The organism is Nonomuraea sp. NPDC000554, from assembly GCF_040300065.1.
In the GTDB taxonomy this organism is placed as follows: Bacteria; Actinomycetota; Actinomycetes; order Streptosporangiales; family Streptosporangiaceae; genus Nonomuraea.
Window position 1 is genome coordinate 63,556 of the sequence record NZ_JBEPDC010000007.1, and the last position, 15,710, is coordinate 79,265.

Annotated in this window: 14 protein-coding genes; 4 read left to right on the plus strand and 10 right to left on the minus strand. The window is 70.2% G+C overall.

The genetic code is table 11. The features are described 5' to 3' along the window. Positions 1 to 12 precede the first annotated feature (12 nt). From ABT294_RS15685 to ABT294_RS15715, 7 genes are all read right to left on the minus strand, one after another. Positions 13 to 1,038: a LacI family DNA-binding transcriptional regulator gene (locus ABT294_RS15685; RefSeq protein WP_350806284.1), complete on the minus strand. Its 1,026-nt coding sequence runs from the start codon at positions 1,036 to 1,038 to the stop codon at positions 13 to 15. After that, complete coding sequence (locus ABT294_RS15690) at positions 1,039 to 2,805, minus strand: glycoside hydrolase family 36 protein (RefSeq protein ID WP_350806285.1); 1,767 nt, start codon at positions 2,803 to 2,805, stop codon at positions 1,039 to 1,041. A gap of 2 nt (positions 2,806 to 2,807) precedes the next feature. After that, positions 2,808 to 3,617: a carbohydrate ABC transporter permease gene (locus tag ABT294_RS15695; protein ID WP_350806286.1), complete on the minus strand. Its 810-nt coding sequence runs from the start codon at positions 3,615 to 3,617 to the stop codon at positions 2,808 to 2,810. After that, entirely contained in the window at positions 3,614 to 4,534 is a 921-nt protein-coding gene (locus tag ABT294_RS15700; RefSeq protein ID WP_350806287.1) for a carbohydrate ABC transporter permease, read from the minus strand. The genes ABT294_RS15695 and ABT294_RS15700 overlap by 4 nt, the downstream gene beginning before the upstream one ends. Next, positions 4,531 to 5,832: an ABC transporter substrate-binding protein gene (locus ABT294_RS15705; RefSeq protein WP_350806288.1), complete on the minus strand. Its 1,302-nt coding sequence runs from the start codon at positions 5,830 to 5,832 to the stop codon at positions 4,531 to 4,533. The genes ABT294_RS15700 and ABT294_RS15705 overlap by 4 nt, the downstream gene beginning before the upstream one ends. Before the next feature lie 155 nt (positions 5,833 to 5,987). Beyond that, positions 5,988 to 8,222: a M9 family metallopeptidase gene (locus ABT294_RS15710; RefSeq protein WP_350806289.1), complete on the minus strand. Its 2,235-nt coding sequence runs from the start codon at positions 8,220 to 8,222 to the stop codon at positions 5,988 to 5,990. A gap of 325 nt (positions 8,223 to 8,547) precedes the next feature. Further along, complete coding sequence (locus ABT294_RS15715) at positions 8,548 to 8,799, minus strand: CBU_0592 family membrane protein (RefSeq protein WP_350806291.1); 252 nt, start codon at positions 8,797 to 8,799, stop codon at positions 8,548 to 8,550. Between the two features lie 73 nt (positions 8,800 to 8,872). Here ABT294_RS15715 and ABT294_RS15720 point away from each other — a divergent pair, with 73 nt between their 5' ends. After that, positions 8,873 to 9,841 carry a LysR family transcriptional regulator gene (locus tag ABT294_RS15720; RefSeq protein WP_350806292.1) on the plus strand — a complete coding sequence of 323 codons (969 nt, stop codon included), beginning with the start codon at positions 8,873 to 8,875 and terminating at the stop codon, positions 9,839 to 9,841. 11 nt (positions 9,842 to 9,852) lie between these two features. Here ABT294_RS15720 and ABT294_RS15725 read toward each other — a convergent pair whose 3' ends face one another. Next, positions 9,853 to 10,431 (minus strand): hypothetical protein, encoded by a 579-nt coding sequence (locus ABT294_RS15725; protein ID WP_350806294.1) that lies wholly within the window; start codon positions 10,429 to 10,431, stop codon positions 9,853 to 9,855. 156 nt (positions 10,432 to 10,587) lie between these two features. On the opposite strand from ABT294_RS15725, the gene ABT294_RS15730 reads away from it, so the two are divergent. Both ABT294_RS15730 and npdG read left to right on the plus strand, forming a co-directional pair. Further along, entirely contained in the window at positions 10,588 to 11,733 is a 1,146-nt protein-coding gene (locus tag ABT294_RS15730; protein WP_350806296.1) for a lipase family protein, read from the plus strand. Between the two features lie 173 nt (positions 11,734 to 11,906). Continuing rightward, a complete protein-coding gene (gene npdG, locus ABT294_RS15735; RefSeq protein WP_350806298.1) occupies positions 11,907 to 12,560 on the plus strand; it encodes an NADPH-dependent F420 reductase in 654 nt (217 codons plus the stop codon). A 60-nt stretch (positions 12,561 to 12,620) separates the two neighbouring features. On the opposite strand, the gene ABT294_RS15740 is transcribed toward npdG, so the two are convergent. Then, positions 12,621 to 13,226, minus strand: coding sequence for a response regulator transcription factor (locus tag ABT294_RS15740; RefSeq protein ID WP_350806661.1), 606 nt, complete (start codon positions 13,224 to 13,226; stop codon positions 12,621 to 12,623). 161 nt (positions 13,227 to 13,387) lie between these two features. Between ABT294_RS15740 and ABT294_RS15745 the strand changes: the two genes are divergently transcribed. Beyond that, positions 13,388 to 14,614 carry an RNA-guided endonuclease InsQ/TnpB family protein gene (locus ABT294_RS15745; protein ID WP_350806299.1) on the plus strand — a complete coding sequence of 409 codons (1,227 nt, stop codon included), beginning with the start codon at positions 13,388 to 13,390 and terminating at the stop codon, positions 14,612 to 14,614. 13 nt (positions 14,615 to 14,627) lie between these two features. Here the strand turns inward: ABT294_RS15745 and ABT294_RS15750 are convergent, their stop codons facing one another. Further along, positions 14,628 to 15,710, minus strand: a complete 1,083-nt coding sequence (locus ABT294_RS15750) for a sensor histidine kinase (RefSeq protein WP_350806301.1) — start codon at positions 15,708 to 15,710, stop codon at positions 14,628 to 14,630.

Below are 15,710 nucleotides of genomic sequence, written 5' to 3' on the forward strand. Positions count from 1 at the left end.
GCGGCGCGCCCGCTAGCCGGTGCTGTCGCGGACCACGAGGGTTCCCGGCAGGAGCAGCCCCGCGGGTGGAGGCTGCCCGCCGTCGATGACCTGGAGCAGGCGCGTGACCAGGGCGTTGGCGATCTCCGGCAGGGGGTGCCGCACCGTGGTCAGCGCCGGTTGCAGGAACGCGGTGACCGGCAGGTCGTTGAACCCGCTGATCGCCAGGTCGGCGCCCACGCTCAGCCCCTCCGCCCTGGCCGCCGCGTAGGCGCCCATGGCCAGCCAGTCGCCTGCGGCGACCACCGCCGACGGCCTGGCCCTGGCGGTGAGCAGCGGCCTGAGCGTCTCGGTCACCGATCCGGGGTCCCGTGCGGGGGAGACGACCTCCAGCGCGGGGGAGGTGTCGAGCCCGAAGCGGCGCACGCCCGCCTGGAAGCCCTCGTGCCGGTGGCCGACCCAGGGCCGTTCCGACTCCAGCCCGAGGAAGGCCACCCTGCGGTGCCCCTTGCTCGCCAGCAGCCCGACCAGGTCGATCACCGCCTGGACGGTGTCGACGTCGACCCAGGTCTGCGGCTCGCCAGGGGCGGTCCGGCCGAACCCGACGAAGGGGAATCCGACGGCGCTCAGGTGTGCCACGCGCCTGTCGTCGTGCATGACGTCCGCCAGGACGAACCCGTCGACCGTGCGCGAGGCGATCACCTCGTCCATCGCCTGCTCCTGGCTCTGGCCGGGACGCGGACGCACCAGCAGGACCTTGTATCCGGCCTCGCCCGACACGGTGACCATGGCCTCCAGGAAGCCGCTCATCACCGGGTTGGGGTTGGCCGGATCGTCGGCGACAGGCGTCAGATAGGCGATGATCCGCTTGGTGCCGGACTTCAGGCTGCGCGCCGACTGGTCGGGCCGGTACCCCATCTCCTCGATGAGCGCGCTGACCCGTTCCAGGGTTTCCGGTTTGAGCCTGTAGGGGGCGTTGAAGACGTTGGAGACGGTCTGTCGGGAAACTCCGGCCGCGCGTGCGACATCCTCGATGGTGACCCCGCGCGACCTGCGCATTCAGCCCTCCTGGTTGGTACGGCGTAGCCGCAGCAAGCCGCCCGTCGGCACGTCCACGGTCGTCACGCCGGGCCCCAGGCTCAGCGTGGCGGACGAGACCAGCGCGCCCTCGCAGTCGTGGACGCTCGCCGCGACCTGCTCGTCGGCCTCGCCGATGAGCAGCACGGCGGGGTCGGAGTCGGCGTTGGCGACCAGGAAGTCCTGCCACCCCTCGCCGGGGACCCGCACCGGGAGCGGCGCGTAGCGAGCGATGATCGTGGTCTTCTCATCATAGGCTCGCACGAGCGGGAAGCCGTGCTCGGCGCCCGTCGGCTCCAGGGCGCCGAGCTGCAACGTGTCCAGGTGCTCGCGGAACACCCCCAGCCAGAACGCCAGCGCCGCCCGCTGCGCGCCGGTCTGCCTGGTGAGGTCGACGGAGATCTGCGGCACCGAGAACAGCGCGTTGATCAGGTGCACGGCCACCTGCTGAGGCGGTTCCGCGGCGTGCCAGAGGATCATGTCGGAGTGCACGGCGAGCGGTCCCCCGAGCAGGCGCAGGTCGATCGTCCGCTGGCGGTTCTCCTGCGGGCTGAGCGGGCAGTCCACGGCGCGGATCATGTTGGCGTACGGCCACAGGCCGGGGCTGGTGTAGGGCTGCCTGTGCTCGATCAGCACGTCGGGCTTGGCGCGGCGCAGCCGTGCGTCGAGCGCGTCGAGCAGGCGGCGCACGCCCTCGGCGACCTCGGGGCAGTCCATGCCGTCGCGGGCGGGCGGGTTCGCCCTGGCGAACCAGTCCACAAAGTCGATCTTCAGGCCGTCCATGCCCCACGCTTCGACGGCCTGTGAGAGGCGGTCGACGATGAACTCGCGCACGTCGGGGAAGCGGGGGTCCAGCACGCCCGCGTCCATGTAGTCGGCGTACATGAGCAGCTTGTCCTCGAACCGGGCGAAGGCGGCGTTCTCCTTGCCGACGAACGGGATGGCGTACCACAGCAGGTAGGACAGCCCCAGCGCGTGCACCCGCTTCACATGTTCCGAAAAATCGGGAAATGCTGCTGGGTTCGGCTCCCAGTCGCCGCAGAAGGCGTAGCCCCGGCCGCGGTCCGCCGTCTGCCAGCCGTCGTCCACGATGATGGTCTCGCAGCCCAGCTCGCGGGAGAGCCGCGCCTGGACCTCGACCGACTCCTCGCTGATCTCCTGGTGCATGCTGTACCAGGTCGAGTAGGCCGGCAGCCTGGCCGCCCGAGGCGTCGGCGGCAACTGCCTGCCCTGCCCCCACCAGGCCGCCACCTCGGCCAGCGCCGCGGAGAACGGCCGGTCCGACAGGTCGATCCGGAGGCTCAGGCTCCCGCTCGCCTGCTCCACGATGAACAGGTACTCGCCGGTCTCCTCGACCACCCCGCCGCTGAAGCGCACCTCGCCGACCCCGTCGGCGAGCGCCACCGTGCACACGTTGACGTCGGCCGTGCCGATCAGGGAGATCGCGGGCGCGCCCAAGGCGAGAGAGGACGTCTTGGGCGCCCGCCAGCTCGGCGGAACCCAGCGGTGCGTGCCGCTGTCCGGCGTCCAGAAGGCGCTGACCGACACGCACGGGATCCGCCACTGGGCGCTGATCCCCTCAGCCGACCGCGCCTCGATCAGCCACACGTCCTCGCCCACCCGGGTGGAGGTGGCCTCGGAGGCGCCGGAGAGCTCGACGACCACGTCGCCCGCGGTGCCGGAGATCGACACCGTGGTCGACGCCGTGGGCGCGGCGCCGGGGGCCGTGTGGGGCTGCCACAACTGCATGTCTATCCCTTCGTGGCTCCGGCCAGCAGGCCGGAGATGAACTGGCGTTGAAGAACGAGAAAGAGGATCATCATGGGCAGGGACGAGATCGCCGTGCCCACCATGACCTGGCCGAAGTCGGTCTTGGCCAGACTCTGCACGCTGGCCAGGGCGACGGGCAGCGTGTACATCTCGGGGGTGCGCAGCGCGATCAGCGGCCACAGGAAGTCGTTCCACGCCCCGAGGAAGAGGAAGACGGCCAGCGCCGCCAGCACCGGACGCATGACGGGGATCACGACCCGCCACAGCACCCGCAGCTCGCCCGAGCCGTCGATCCGCGCCGCGTCGAGCAGCTCGTCGGGCAGGGCGAGCAGCGACTGGCGCATGAGGAAGATGCCGAACGGCACCGACAGGTTGGGCAGGATCAGCGCCGGATAGCTGTCGATCAGCCCGATCTCGTTCATCAGCTCGAAGACCGGGATGATCGTCACGCCGGTGGGAATCACCAGGGTCGAGAGCAGCAGCACGAAGAACACGTTGCGTCCGACGAACTGGAACTTCGCGAAGGCGTACCCCGCCAGCAGCGACACCACGATCGCCCCCGCGGTCTGGACGGTCGCCACGACCAGCGTGTTCTGCAGGACGTTCGCCAGCCCGATCGACTGGTCGAGGGTGGCGAGGTTCTCGCCGAGGTGGTTGCCGGGGTAGAGCCTGGGCGGCCAGGAGAAGATGTCGGCGTTCGCGTGCGTGGCCGCCATGGCCAGCCAGTAGAACGGTCCGACGCAGAGCGCGAACACCGCGGCCAGCGCGAAGGTCAGCGTCCAGCCCTTCATCGACGGCCTCCCGTCAGCTTCAGCTGCAGGATCCCGAACCCGGCCACGATCAGGGTGAGCGCGTACGCGATCGCCGCGGCGTAGCCGAAGTCGAAGTAGCGGAAGCCGTTCTGGTACAGGTACAGCGAGATGGTCAGCGTGGCGTTGTCGGGGCCGCCGCCGGTGAGCACGAACGGCTCGTCGAACAGCTGCAGGGTGCCGATCGTCGACAGCACCACGGTGAGCAGCAGGATCGGGCGCAGCTGGGGGATCGTGACGGAGAGGAAGCGGCGTCCGGCGCCCGCGCCGTCCACCATCGCGGCCTCGTAGAGCTCCTTCGGGATGCTCTGCAGCCCCGCGAGATAGATGACCGCGTTGTAGCCGGTGTAGTGCCAGGTCAACGCGATGATGATGGAGATCCGCGCCCAGAAGGGGCTGCCCAGCCAGTTGATCGGATCGATCCCGACGAAGTCCAGGAGCCAGTTGAGCAGGCCCGTGTTCTTGTTGAGGATCACCGAGAACATGACGCCGTAGGCCACCAGGCCGGTCAGCGACGGCATGAACACGCCCAGCCGCCACAGGCCGCGCAGCCGTACGGACGCGGAGTCGAGCCCGAGGGCCAGGAGCAACGCGAGCAGCAGCATCAGCGGGACCTGCACGATCAGGATCTGCGCGGTGTTCCACAGCGAGGTCCAGAACAGCGGGTCGTTGACCAGGCGGACGTAGTTGTCCATGCCGACGAAGTGGCGCGCCGCTCCCGCCCCCGTGGTCAGGCTGATGTAGAGCGCCGCCAGGATCGGGTACGCCTTGAACACCACGAAGCCGAGCAGCGCGGGGAGGATCAGCAGGTAGGGGATGTTCCTCCGGGTGACGAACGATCGGCGGGGGCGAGCCGACCGGGACCCGGCGGCCCGCCCCCGTGTCATGGTGAGGGTCATCCCGCGAGCTTCCTGCCGGTCTGCTGGACGAGCTGCTGGGCGGCCTCCGTCAGCGCGGTCGCCGGGTCGGCGCCCTTGAGCAGGACCTTCATCTGGGCGTCACTGGCGATCTTCAGGGCCCGTGCGTAGTCACCCGAGTAGTAGGTGGCGTCCGCGCCCTCGGTGAGCGAGTCGACGAACGTCTTCAGGGCGGGCTGGCCGCCGTAGAAGTCCGACGGCGCCTTGAACATCGGGTCGGCGTAGGCAGCGGTCAGGGCGGGGAAGACGCCGCCCTCCTTGAAGGCCTTGTTGATGGCCTCGGGCCTGGTCAGGGCGTACTCCACGAACGTGTACGCCTCCTGCGGGTGCGGGCTGGTGCCCGAGACCGACAGGTAGGTCGCGTTGACGATGGCGGCCCGCTTGCCGCCCTGGGTGACGGCGGGTGGCTGCATGACCCGCCATTTGCCCTTCTCGTCGGGGCGGTTCTCCTGGAGATAGCTGACCGCCCACGCCGGCCAGGGCACGACGGCCAGCTTCCCGGCGCTGACCAGCTGCTTCCAGGTGCCTTCGCCGGAGGTGTCGGCGACGATGCCCGCGTCGTTCATCTTCTTGATGAGCGACATGGCCTGTACGGCGGGCGCGGCGTTGAGCGTGACGTTGCCCTGGCCGTCGAAGTAGAACGCGCCCTGCTGCTGCAGCAGTGCCTGGAAGAAGTCCATGTCGACGGCGCTGGCCTTGAGGCCGATCAGGTACGCCCCGGTCTTCTCCTTGATCTTCTTTCCGGCCTCGATGGCGTCGTCCCAGGTCTTGATCGACGCCGGGTCGACGCCCGCCTTGTCGAAGATGTCGGAGCGGTAGAAGAAGCCTGCGGGGTTGACCTCCCACGGCATCGCGTAGACGCCGCCGTCCTTGCCGGTGACGGTGGGCCACAGCCCCTTGGCGAAGGCGTCCTTGTGCTTGTCGGCGCCGAACTTGCGCAGGTCAGCGAGGCCCCCGGGGAACTTGTCCACGTACCCGGGCAGGTAGTCGACGCCGATGTGCATGACGTCGGCCAGGCCCTTGCCGCCCGCTGCCATGCCGATCGTGATCTTGTCCCAGATGGCCGGCTCGCCGATGTCCTGGACGGCCACCTTGATGTTCGGGTGGTCCTTCTCGAAGTCCTTGGCCACGGCGGCGAGCCCGGCCGAGGCGGGCTTCCAGCTCCACACGGTGATCTTGACGGGACCTGCCTGTGCTGCCGGACCGGAACCGCCGCACGCGGCGGCGCCCAGGGCGAGCGCACCGGTGACGGCGAGGCTGAGGAAGCTGCGACGGTTCATGGGGGGCGTTCCTTCCGAGATATGAACGTTCATATTTGAGCGTTCATATCGGACATTTGGCAAGACACGGAAGGGTAACGGTGGCGTCCCAAAGCGTGGTGTCCCAAAAGGAAGAGCGCCTCCCCGTGCAGGGGAGGCGCTCAACGGGTGTGATGTCAGTACTCGGTCGTGAGGCGCACGCCGCTGAAGTCGGTGACGCCGTACAGGCTGATGTAGTTGTCGTGGCCCGGCGTGAGGTCGGTCACCGTCAGGGTCTCGCTGTTGTCGGGGTTGGTGGACCGGCTCTGGTTGGCCTCTGTCGTCGCCCAGGCGGACTTGTTGAAGTAGAGGTCGGCGTTGCCCGTCCCGCCGGTTGCGGTGATCTTGAGCTGTTTCACCCCTTCGGGAATCCTGATGTAGAAGTAGGCGTAGTCACCCTTGACTCCCTTGAGCTCGCTGCGGGTACAGTTGCGCGCCATGGCCCTGGTGTCGGGGTTGGAGCACGGCGTCGAGGGGTCCTGGCCGCCATCGCCGCCGCACGCCCCGGCGGCGCAGGCCGTGAGCCAGGTGTCGAAGTCGGCGTCGTGGTTCAGGGACTTCAGGAACGTCCGCGCCGCGTCCCACTCGCCCTTGCGGTAGTGCGAGAGCAGGGTGGTCACCTCGGCGGGATTCTTCTCGAACATGTAGCGCACCGCGAGATACCCCCACGGGTAGACGCGGGTCTGCCCGTCGCCGTACGCCGTGTCGAACAGCGCGCTCAGCGGGTAGGTGTGCTTGCCCGCCTCGGTGGCGGCGTTGGTGTTGTCAAGCTTGCGGTAGGACCACGAGACGTACTCCGCCACACCCTCGACCCACCAGACCGTCGGCGTCTTCGATCCCTCCGCGAAGTCGCCGAGCATGTCGAACCGGCCGTCGAGGTAGTGGGTGTACTCGTGGTTGAGGTTCCAGATCTCGAACGAGGGGCGCGTCCACTCGGCCTCGTAGGCGATGAACCTGGGCTGGTTGCCCGCCGTGGCGGGGTCGCCCTCGAGATACATGCCGCCGTTGTTGGTGTCGATCCCGTAGATCACGCCGGCGTAGGTCTGGTAGTCGGTGGAGGAGTTGAAGACGACCACCTCGAGGGTGGTGTTGTTGTCGTTCGCGACCGGCCCCGAGTCCTTGACCAGGCCGTGGAAGTAGGCGTCCTGGTTCTGCAGGCTGGTGCAGGCCCCGGCGAGCTGCTCGGCGCTGATCTCCTGGGCCACGATGCGCAGCGTCGGGCCGCAGGTGTGGCTGACGGGCAGCACCGCCTCCTTCACCCGCTTCTGCAGGTCGCAGGTGCCGTAGTCGGCGCAGGCGGCCTTGTCGTAGGCGTCGGCCATCTCGGCCAGGCCGACCCACAGCCGCGCGGTCTCTCCGGTGATCGAGGTCTTCCCGAGCAGCGAGACGACCTGCGGCTTCACCTTCGGCAGCAGCGAGGCGTGCTGGAGGAACCGGCCCAGTTCCCGGCCCGCGTTGACGGTGAGGAACGCCGAGTCCGTGCCCAGCAGATCGAGGTGCTTGGCCGCGAACGACTGCAGGGAGTCGAGCACGCTGCCGTCAGCCTCCACCGCCGAGACGAACTCCGGCAGCTGGTGGCCGCGGAACAGCACGGTGAACACCGAGTTGACCGCGTTGCGCATCCACCACAGCTTGTCGTAGGAGCCGTCGAACGCCTCGAGGAACCGCTTCACGACCGGGAGGAAGGAGGCGTTCTGCTGTGCGCTGTCGATCAGGACGATCGCTTCGCCGAGGGTCTCCCCGTTGGCGTCGGTGACGTCGCCCGAGTGGCTGTTGGCGAAGAACGCCTCGAGCGCGGGTTTGATCGCGTTCTTGAGTGCGTCGCCGTACGGGCCGACGTCGTTGGGATGGTACCACTGCACGTAGTAGCCCGCGCGGAGGTAGAGGACGAGCTGCGCGGTCGACGTGCTGTTGTCGCCGGGGTAGGCGGTGGCGTTGGCCCGGAAGGCGTCGGCGACGGTGACCATCTTCGACTCGCCGAAGGCCGCGCCCGCGTCGCCGCCGGTCAGCGTGAACAGGGTGTTGACGCAGGCGGTGTCGGCCTTCTTGATCGCCTCGATCAACGCCTCGCCGGTCTTGCCGGTGAACTCGGAGACCACGCACTCGGGGGCGGCCGCGGTTCTCCTGTTCAGCGACGGTCTCTTCTGGGTCTTCAGGGTGTTCGGGGTGTCGTAGTCGCGGCGCGTTTCGCGGTTCGACGCGGGCAGCGGCGCCCGTTCGTCGATCGGCAGCGGCTTGTGCTGGCGGTGGTCGGGTTCGCCGCCGAGGTCCCGCGCGGGTGCAGGGTCCGCGCTGTGAGCAGGGGTGACGGAGCCGGCCTTGACTGGGGTGTGGGCTGCCGCGGCGGCGGGACCCGCGAGTCCGGCGGACACGCTCTGTGTCGCCAACGCGATCGAGGCAGCGATGAGTAATGAGGTGACGGTTCGCATACCACTCCTTGGGGGGCTGGAGCGGGCTAGGCGGCCCCCGATTCCTGGCCCGCCGTTTCACGTTGTGTAATGTAAAATGTCACACATTTTCGGCATTCACAAGCCTAAATTTATGAACGTTCATAACACCTGGTGAGGCCCCTTGTTTGGGGCGGTGGTGATGCGCGGGGCGCGTGTGGTATGGCCGTGCTCGACGATGTCCGGGCGGGTCTGCCGGGAGCTCAGGCGGCGAGCGCGCTCTCCCTGACGTGACGGCCGGGCTCGGCGGTCATGTGGCGATGCCCAGGCGGGCGAGCTTGACGAGCGCGACGACGCCGATCGCGGCCCACACCAGGTTGAGCCCGACCGACGGCCAGGCGGCGTTGTAGGCGCTGTTGATCATCAGGCCCACCGAGCCGACCAGGTTGATGACCTGGTACCTCGCGCCGCCCCCCGACATGCGGGACGTGGAGACCATGCCGTAGCCGAACAGCAGCAGGGCGGCGCCGATCCAGCCGACGGCGGCGAGAAGGAGATCCATGCGCGCCATTGTCAGGAATTCCTGCTTTGACGTGCAATTAAAGGTATCTAATGCGAGGCGTAAGCTGCCCTTTATGGACATCGACCCCCGGCGGTTACGCATCCTGCACGAGGTCGCCCGCCGCGGCGGAGTGATGCGCGCGGCCGAGGCGCTGTTCCTGACTCCGTCCGCCGTGTCGCAGCAGCTCGCCCAGTTGGAGCGCGAGGTGGGGCTGGCGCTCATCGACCGCTCCCAGCGCCGCGTCTCGCTCACCCCCGCCGGACGGGTGCTCGCCGGCTACGCCGAACGGGTCGAGGACGAACTGGCCGAGGCCAGGCGCGAGCTGACCCGCTTCACCGAGCGGCTCGCCGGGCCGGTGCGCATCGCGGCGTTCCCCACGGTGATCAAGCACATGCTGGTGCCCGCCATGCGCGACCTGGCCGCCCGGCATCCCAAGATCGTCCCGGTCATCCACGAGGTGTACGGGCAGCCCGCGCTCCAGGAACTGCGGCTCGGGTCGGTCGACGTCCTGATCACCGAGCAGGACATGAGCCTGCCGGTGCTGACCCAGCCGTCGCTGGCCACCCGTCCCCTCTACGTGGACGAGTACCGCATCGTGGTGCCGCCCGACTGGCCGGAGCCGCCGCGCACGGTCGCGGACCTGGCGGACGTCCCGTGGGTGGCGGGCGAGCCCGACCAGTCCTGCGGGCAGGCGCTCGACCGGCTCGCCGGGCTGCACGGCTTCGAGCCGCGCAAGGTGCACGTCATCACCGAGTTCGGCCCGGCGCTCGCGCTGGTGGCAGCGGGGCACGGGGTGGCGATCGTGCCGACGCTCGCCCTGCTGGACGTGCCGGAGGGGGAGGTGCGGGTCAGCGAGGTCCGGGACGTGGGCGCGAGGCGGCTGGACGCGGTCACCCGGGTGAGCCGTACCAGGTCGGGCGAGCCGGACCCCGTCCAGGCGGTGCTGATCGCCGCCATCGAGGACGCCACCGCCGCCCTGGACGCCACCCTGCTGGGCCACCTGGACGAGCGGCGTCCAGCACCGGACCCGAGCCAGGTGTAGGCCGAAGGCGGTCAGTCGGCCAGTTGGGGCCCGCTCACCTTCTCCAGGAGGCGGGCGAGCCGCTCGCGCAGGTTCGGACGCTGCGGGAGCTCCCCGGCGGCGGCGCTGACCAGGTGCTGGGCGCCGTCGAAGGTGATCAGCCCACGCGGCGGCACCGCGATCGCGTCGTGGGCCAGCCCCGTCAGCTCCGAGTCGGCGCCCTCCAGCGCCAGGATCGTCGCGCCGGTGCGCCGCGCGTCGTCGACCCGTTCCAGCAGTGGCACCGGCGCCTGCTGCTCGGCCAGCACGAACAGGGTCTCGCCGCGCCCGGCCCGCTGGACGCGGTCGAGCCCCACCCGCAGGTGCGGGGGCGCGTCGGCGGGCGGTGACCAGCGGACCAGGGTGGGCGCGAGCTGCGGCAGCTCCGACAGCCGGGCCTCGTCGGCGAGGTGCGCGGTCAGGTGCCACGGCTCGTCGTCGGGCGTGCCGACCAGGAGCAGCCCGCCGGGAGAGCGGGTGGCGCGCAGCGCGAGGCCGAGCTCGCGGGTGCGTTCCACCCAGCCGGTTTCTGCGAGCAGTTCGCGGAGGAAGTCCACCGACCCAGAATCCATCCCCCCATAGTGCATGACCAGCGGCGCTTCGCCCGCGGTTTCCGCGCGTCTGACTCCGGACATTTCAGGGGCTTGACAGCGAGTTACTCGCGGGTAACGATCCATTCGCGGCGCCGCCGTCCCCAGCGTGATCCCCCACCCGAGAAGGGGCGGCCCATGAGAGTACGTGTGCGCGTCAGCATGTCCGTGATCCTGTTATCGATCATGTCGATGTTCGTCGCGACACCGGCCCGCGCGGCGGTCGCCGGCGACGTCGTCTCGGCCCAGCCGACCACGGTCTACCTCCTGCCGGGCAAGCTGCTGGAGGTTCCGGTCAACGCCTGGCACCTGCTCTACCACTCCACCTCGGCCACCGGCTCGGCCAACGCGGTGTCCGGCACGCTGCTCGTCCCCAAGGCGCCGTACGCGCTGGGCAGGCGGCCCATCATCGGGTACGCCGTCGGCACGCACGGCCTCGGCGACCAGTGCGCCCCCTCGGCCAGCATGAGCCAGGGCCGCGAGGCCGAGCTGGCGCTGGTCAGCCTGTTCCTGCTGAAGGGCTTCGCGGTGGCGATCACCGACTACGAGGGCCTCGGCACACCCGGTCAGCACACCTACATGGCCGGCGTGTCGCAGGGCCACGCCGTCCTCGACTCGATCAGGGCCGCCACGCGGGTCTCCGGCGCCGGCCTGTCGGCGCAGGCGCCGGTGGCCGTCATGGGCTACTCGCAGGGCGGCGCCTCGGCCGCCTGGGCGGCGCAACTCCAGCCGTCGTACGCGCCCGAGCTCAAGCTCAAGGGCGTGGCGGCGGGCGGCGTGCCCGCCGACCTGCACGCGGTGGCCGACCACCTGGACGGCACCGCGGACTTCGGCCTCGCAGCCGCGGCCGGGGTCGGTCTCGACGCCGCCTACCCCGAACTGGACCTGGAAGCCGACCTCAACGACCGGGGCCGCGCCCTGCTGGCGCGCGCCGCGGACGCCTGCGTCGGCGACCTCGGCGAGCTGACCGGGCTGCGCTTCTCCGACATCAGCCCGGTGGACCTGCTCAACCAGCCCAAGTGGCTGGCCCGCCTGGCGGAGAACCGCCTCGGCGCGACGCCCCCGCGCGTGCCCATGTTCCTCTACCACGCCAAGGGCGACCAGACCATCCCGTACGCGGTGGGCGCCGGCCTCCGCTCCGAGTACTGCCGGGCGGGCGTGAACACCCGCTGGACCTCGCTGCCCGCACCCGACCACGTGACGGGCGCCATCGAGGGCGGCCCCCTGGCCATCGAGTGGCTCACACTGCGCGTGCTCGGCCTCCCGGCGATCGGCAACTGCTGACCGCCGCCCCCGGCCCGGCGCACGCCGTCCGGGCCGGGGACCGCTCGGCGGCGGCCAGGGCACGAATCCGGCCCCGGCACCTGGCCGGGCACGTCGGCAGCCTGGCGGCAGCGTCGGCGCCGGTGCCCCCCTGCCGGTCCGGCGCGGAGCAGGCGGGTGGCATGATCTGGCCTATGACAGATGTGAACGGGCTTTCCATCGCCATCCTCGGCGGCACCGGCGACCAGGGGAAGGGGCTGGCGCGCAGGTTCGCGCTGGCCGGGCATCCGGTGCTGATCGGCTCCCGGAGCGCTCAGCGCGCCCAGGAGGCCGCCGAGTCGATCGGCTTCGGGGCCAGGGGCGCGGAGAACGCCGTGGTGGCGTCCGAGGCCGACATCGTGATCGTCGCCGTTCCGTACGACGGGCACAAGGCGTTGCTGGAGTCGCTGCGGGCGGAGCTGGACGGGAAGATCGTCGTCGACTGCGTGAACCCGCTGGGCTTCGACAAGCAGGGCGCGTACGCGCTGCCGGTCGAGGAGGGGAGCGCCGCCCAGCAGGCCGCCGCCGTGCTGCCCGGCAGCCGCGTCGTGGCCGCCTTCCACCACGTGTCGGCCGTGGTCCTGATGGACCCGTCCGTGGACAAGGTGGACCTGGACGTGCTGGTGCTCGGCGACGACCGTGAGGCGACCGACACCGTGCAGGCGCTGGCCGACGTCATCCCGGGCGTGCGCGGCGTCTACGGCGGGCGGCTGCGCAACGCCCACCAGGTGGAGGCGCTCACGGCCAACATCATCTCGGTCAACCGGCGCTACAAGGCGCACGCCGGCATCCGCATCACCGACATCTGACCGGCCTCCCGCCCAGCCGTCCTTCCAGCGGCTGTCCGCCGCACGGCCGGGGGCGGCCGGTCAGAGCCAGCCGGCGTCCTCCGCGACGCGGATGGCGTCGATCTTGTTGCGGGCGCCCGTCTTCGTGATCGCGGCCGTCAGGTAGTTGCGGACGGTCCCCGGCGAAAGGTGCAGCCGGGAGGCGATCTCCTCGGCCGAGGCGCCCCTCGCCGCTGCCCGCAGCACCGCCGTCTCGCGCTGGGTGAGGGGGCTCTCACCGTACTCCATGGCCGAGGCCACCAGTTCCGGGTCGAGGACGCGCAGACCGGCCGCCGTCCGCCTGACCGCGTCCGCGAGGCGGTCGCCGGGAGCGTCCTTGACCAGGAACGCCTCGATGCCCGCCGCCAGCGCGCGGCGCACCTGCCCGGGCTGGCCCATCGCGGTGAGGATCAGGACGCGGCAGGACGGGAGCCGCTCGCGCAGCGTGGCGGCGGCCGTGATGCCGTCCATGACGGGCAGGTCGATGTCCACGATCGCCACGTCCGGGCGGGCCCGCAGAGCCGAGGGGACGATCTCGTCGCCGCGTGTCACCTCCGCCACCACCTCGATGTCGGGCTCCAGCCGGAGCAGCGCGGTGAGCGCGGACCTGATCATGAGCATGTCCTCCGCGAGGAGCACCCGGATCACCATGACCTCCGGAGGAAGCCCGGCCCTTCAGGGCTGGGAGGAGTCCGGGTCCCGCAAGGGGTGGCCCGGCGGAGTCGGGACAACGCAGGGTGTGAAGCGCACATAACATCACCTTCTCCCGTTCGCTTACGGATCTTTCTGTGCTGCGGCAGGATGCGATCGTGCGTACGGCGTACAAGGTGCGGGTCTACCCCACTCCCGAGCAGGCTGCCGTGCTGAATCGCACGTTCGGCTGCGTGCGTCTGGTGTGGAACAAGGCGCTGGCGTGGCGGCAGCACCGCTATCACGCCGATGGGGCCACGACGTCTTACGCGCAGAGCGACCGGTATCTGACCGAGTTGAAGCGTGACCCTGAGTTCGGGTTTCTGTTCGAGGTCTCCTGTGTGCCGTTGCAGCAGACGTTGCGGCACCAGTACGCGGCGTTCGTGAACTTCTTCGCCGGACGCGCCCGCTATCCCCGGTTCAAGTCCCGGCACGGCAAGCAGTCGGCGACCTACACGCGCTCGGCGTTCCGCTGGAAGGACGGGCGGCTGTTCCTGGCGAAGATGGACGCGCCGGTCGCGTTCGTGTGGTCCTGGCCCGAGGTGGACCCTGCCACGCTGAACCCGACGACGGTGACCGTCTCCCGTGACCCCGATGGCCGCTGGCACGCCCCCCTCGCCGTCGAAACCGCCGACACGACCACCGTCCAGACCGCCGTAGAAGGTGGGCAGGCCCCGGCCACCGGCTCGGCGGTCGGTGTGGACCTGGGGGTCAAAGACTTCGCGGTCCTGTCCACCGGGGAGCGCATCGCCAATGCGCGCCATCTGGAACGCAAGGCGAAGAATCTGGCGCGCTACCAGCGGCGCATGGCCCGCAAACAGCGCGGCTCGAACAACAGGAACAAGGCGAAGGCGAAGGTTGCCCGCGCGCACACCAAGGTCCGTGACGCCCGCGCCGACTTCCTGCACAAGACCAGCGCCCGCCTGGTACGCGAGCACCACCTGATCGTGATCGAGGACCTGGCCGTGACGAACATGGTCCGCAACCGCCGCCTGGCGCGGGTCATCTCCGACTGCGGATGGGGCGAGTTCCGGCGCCAACTGCAGTACAAGGCAGCCAGGCACGGGCGGCACCTGATCGTGATCGACCGCTGGCACCCCTCCAGCAAGACCTGCTCGGCGTGCGGGCACCTGCTCGCCGAACTCTCGCTCGACACCCGGGCGTGGCCATGCCCGTCCTGCGGCACCCGGCACGACCGGGACATCAACGCCGCCAAGAACATTCTGGCCGCTGGTCAAGCGGTGTCCGCCTGTGGAGCTGACGTGAGACATACCGGGTCCTCCCGGGTGCGGTCGGCTGTGAAGCAGGAAACCTCACTCGTGAGGGTGGGACTCCCCCTCCTTTAGGAGAGGGAGGAAGTCAAGTGGGAACCTCCATCGCCAGGCGGAAGCCGCCCGCCCCCGTGGCGGTGGCCTCCACGCTCCCGCCGGCCTGCGCCGCCCGTTCCGCCAGCCCCGTCAGCCCGCTGCCCTGACCGGTGCCGCCGTCGGTGGGGACGCCGTCGTTGACGACCTCCAGGTGCAGGGCGCCGGCCCGCTGGGACGTGCTGATCGTGCAGGTGGTCGCCCGGCTGTGCCGCAGGACGTTGGTGACCGCCTCCCTGACGGCCCAGGCGAGCACCTCATCAGAGCGCCTGGGCAGCGTGACGTCGGCGAGATGCACCTGGCAGCCCACCCCGGACGACTCCAGCAGCGCCACCGCCCTGTGCACCTCACCTGTCAGCGACAGCTCGCGGTACCCGCGGGCCACCTGCCGGACGTCCTGCGCCGCCTCCCTGGCCACCTGGACCAGCTCGCTCACCTCGCCGCGGGCCGAGACGGGGTCGCGCTCCATCAGCCGGGACGCCAGGTCGCCCTTGAGCGCGATCGCCGTCAGGCTGCGGCCGAGCCCGTCGTGCAGGTCGCGGGAGATGCGCAGCCGCTCCTTCAGCACCGCCGCCTCGGCCAGTTCGGCCCTGGCCTGCTCCAGTTCGGCGGTCGCCCGCATGAAGCGGACCAGGGCGTAGATCATGCCGCCCGTGGTGGCCACGGTGACGCCGTAGAACAGCGCCACCACCAGGTTCAGGTTGACCAGCGAGACGAACTCGTACCCGGCTATCACGCCCACCAGCGGGCCGCCCCAGCGCAGCGGCAGGAACACGAGCACGGTTCCGGCGAGCATCGGGGCCGCCACACCCGACCAGCCGCTGGGCAGGAACGGGTCGGGCAGGAAGGTGGCGACCGCCTGGAGCACCACCGTCGCCGGGAACAGCGGCGGCCGCTCGCCCCGCAGCCCTGCACGCATGTTGAGGAAGTGGGTGGCGACGACGCCGAGCATCGCCACGGCTGCCACGACCCCGCTCGCCGGGGAGAAGGCGAAGTAGAGCAGCCCGATGACCGTGTACGCGACGGACACGACGGTGATCAGGACGATCGCGAGACGCCGCGCGGAGGTGGAAGTCAT

Coding starts and splice junctions, on each gene's coding strand:
- ABT294_RS15685 (WP_350806284.1), bottom strand. CDS start 1,038: ATGCGCAGGTCGCGCGGGGTCACCATCGAGGATGTCGCACGCGCGGCC.
- ABT294_RS15690 (WP_350806285.1), bottom strand. CDS start 2,805: ATGCAGTTGTGGCAGCCCCACACGGCCCCCGGCGCCGCGCCCACGGCG.
- ABT294_RS15695 (WP_350806286.1), bottom strand. CDS start 3,617: ATGAAGGGCTGGACGCTGACCTTCGCGCTGGCCGCGGTGTTCGCGCTC.
- ABT294_RS15700 (WP_350806287.1), bottom strand. CDS start 4,534: ATGACCCTCACCATGACACGGGGGCGGGCCGCCGGGTCCCGGTCGGCT.
- ABT294_RS15705 (WP_350806288.1), bottom strand. CDS start 5,832: ATGAACCGTCGCAGCTTCCTCAGCCTCGCCGTCACCGGTGCGCTCGCC.
- ABT294_RS15715 (WP_350806291.1), bottom strand. CDS start 8,799: ATGGATCTCCTTCTCGCCGCCGTCGGCTGGATCGGCGCCGCCCTGCTG.
- ABT294_RS15720 (WP_350806292.1), top strand. CDS start 8,873: ATGGACATCGACCCCCGGCGGTTACGCATCCTGCACGAGGTCGCCCGC.
- ABT294_RS15725 (WP_350806294.1), bottom strand. CDS start 10,431: ATGGATTCTGGGTCGGTGGACTTCCTCCGCGAACTGCTCGCAGAAACC.
- ABT294_RS15730 (WP_350806296.1), top strand. CDS start 10,588: ATGAGAGTACGTGTGCGCGTCAGCATGTCCGTGATCCTGTTATCGATC.
- npdG (WP_350806298.1), top strand. CDS start 11,907: ATGACAGATGTGAACGGGCTTTCCATCGCCATCCTCGGCGGCACCGGC.
- ABT294_RS15750 (WP_350806301.1), bottom strand. CDS start 15,710: ATGACTTCCACCTCCGCGCGGCGTCTCGCGATCGTCCTGATCACCGTC.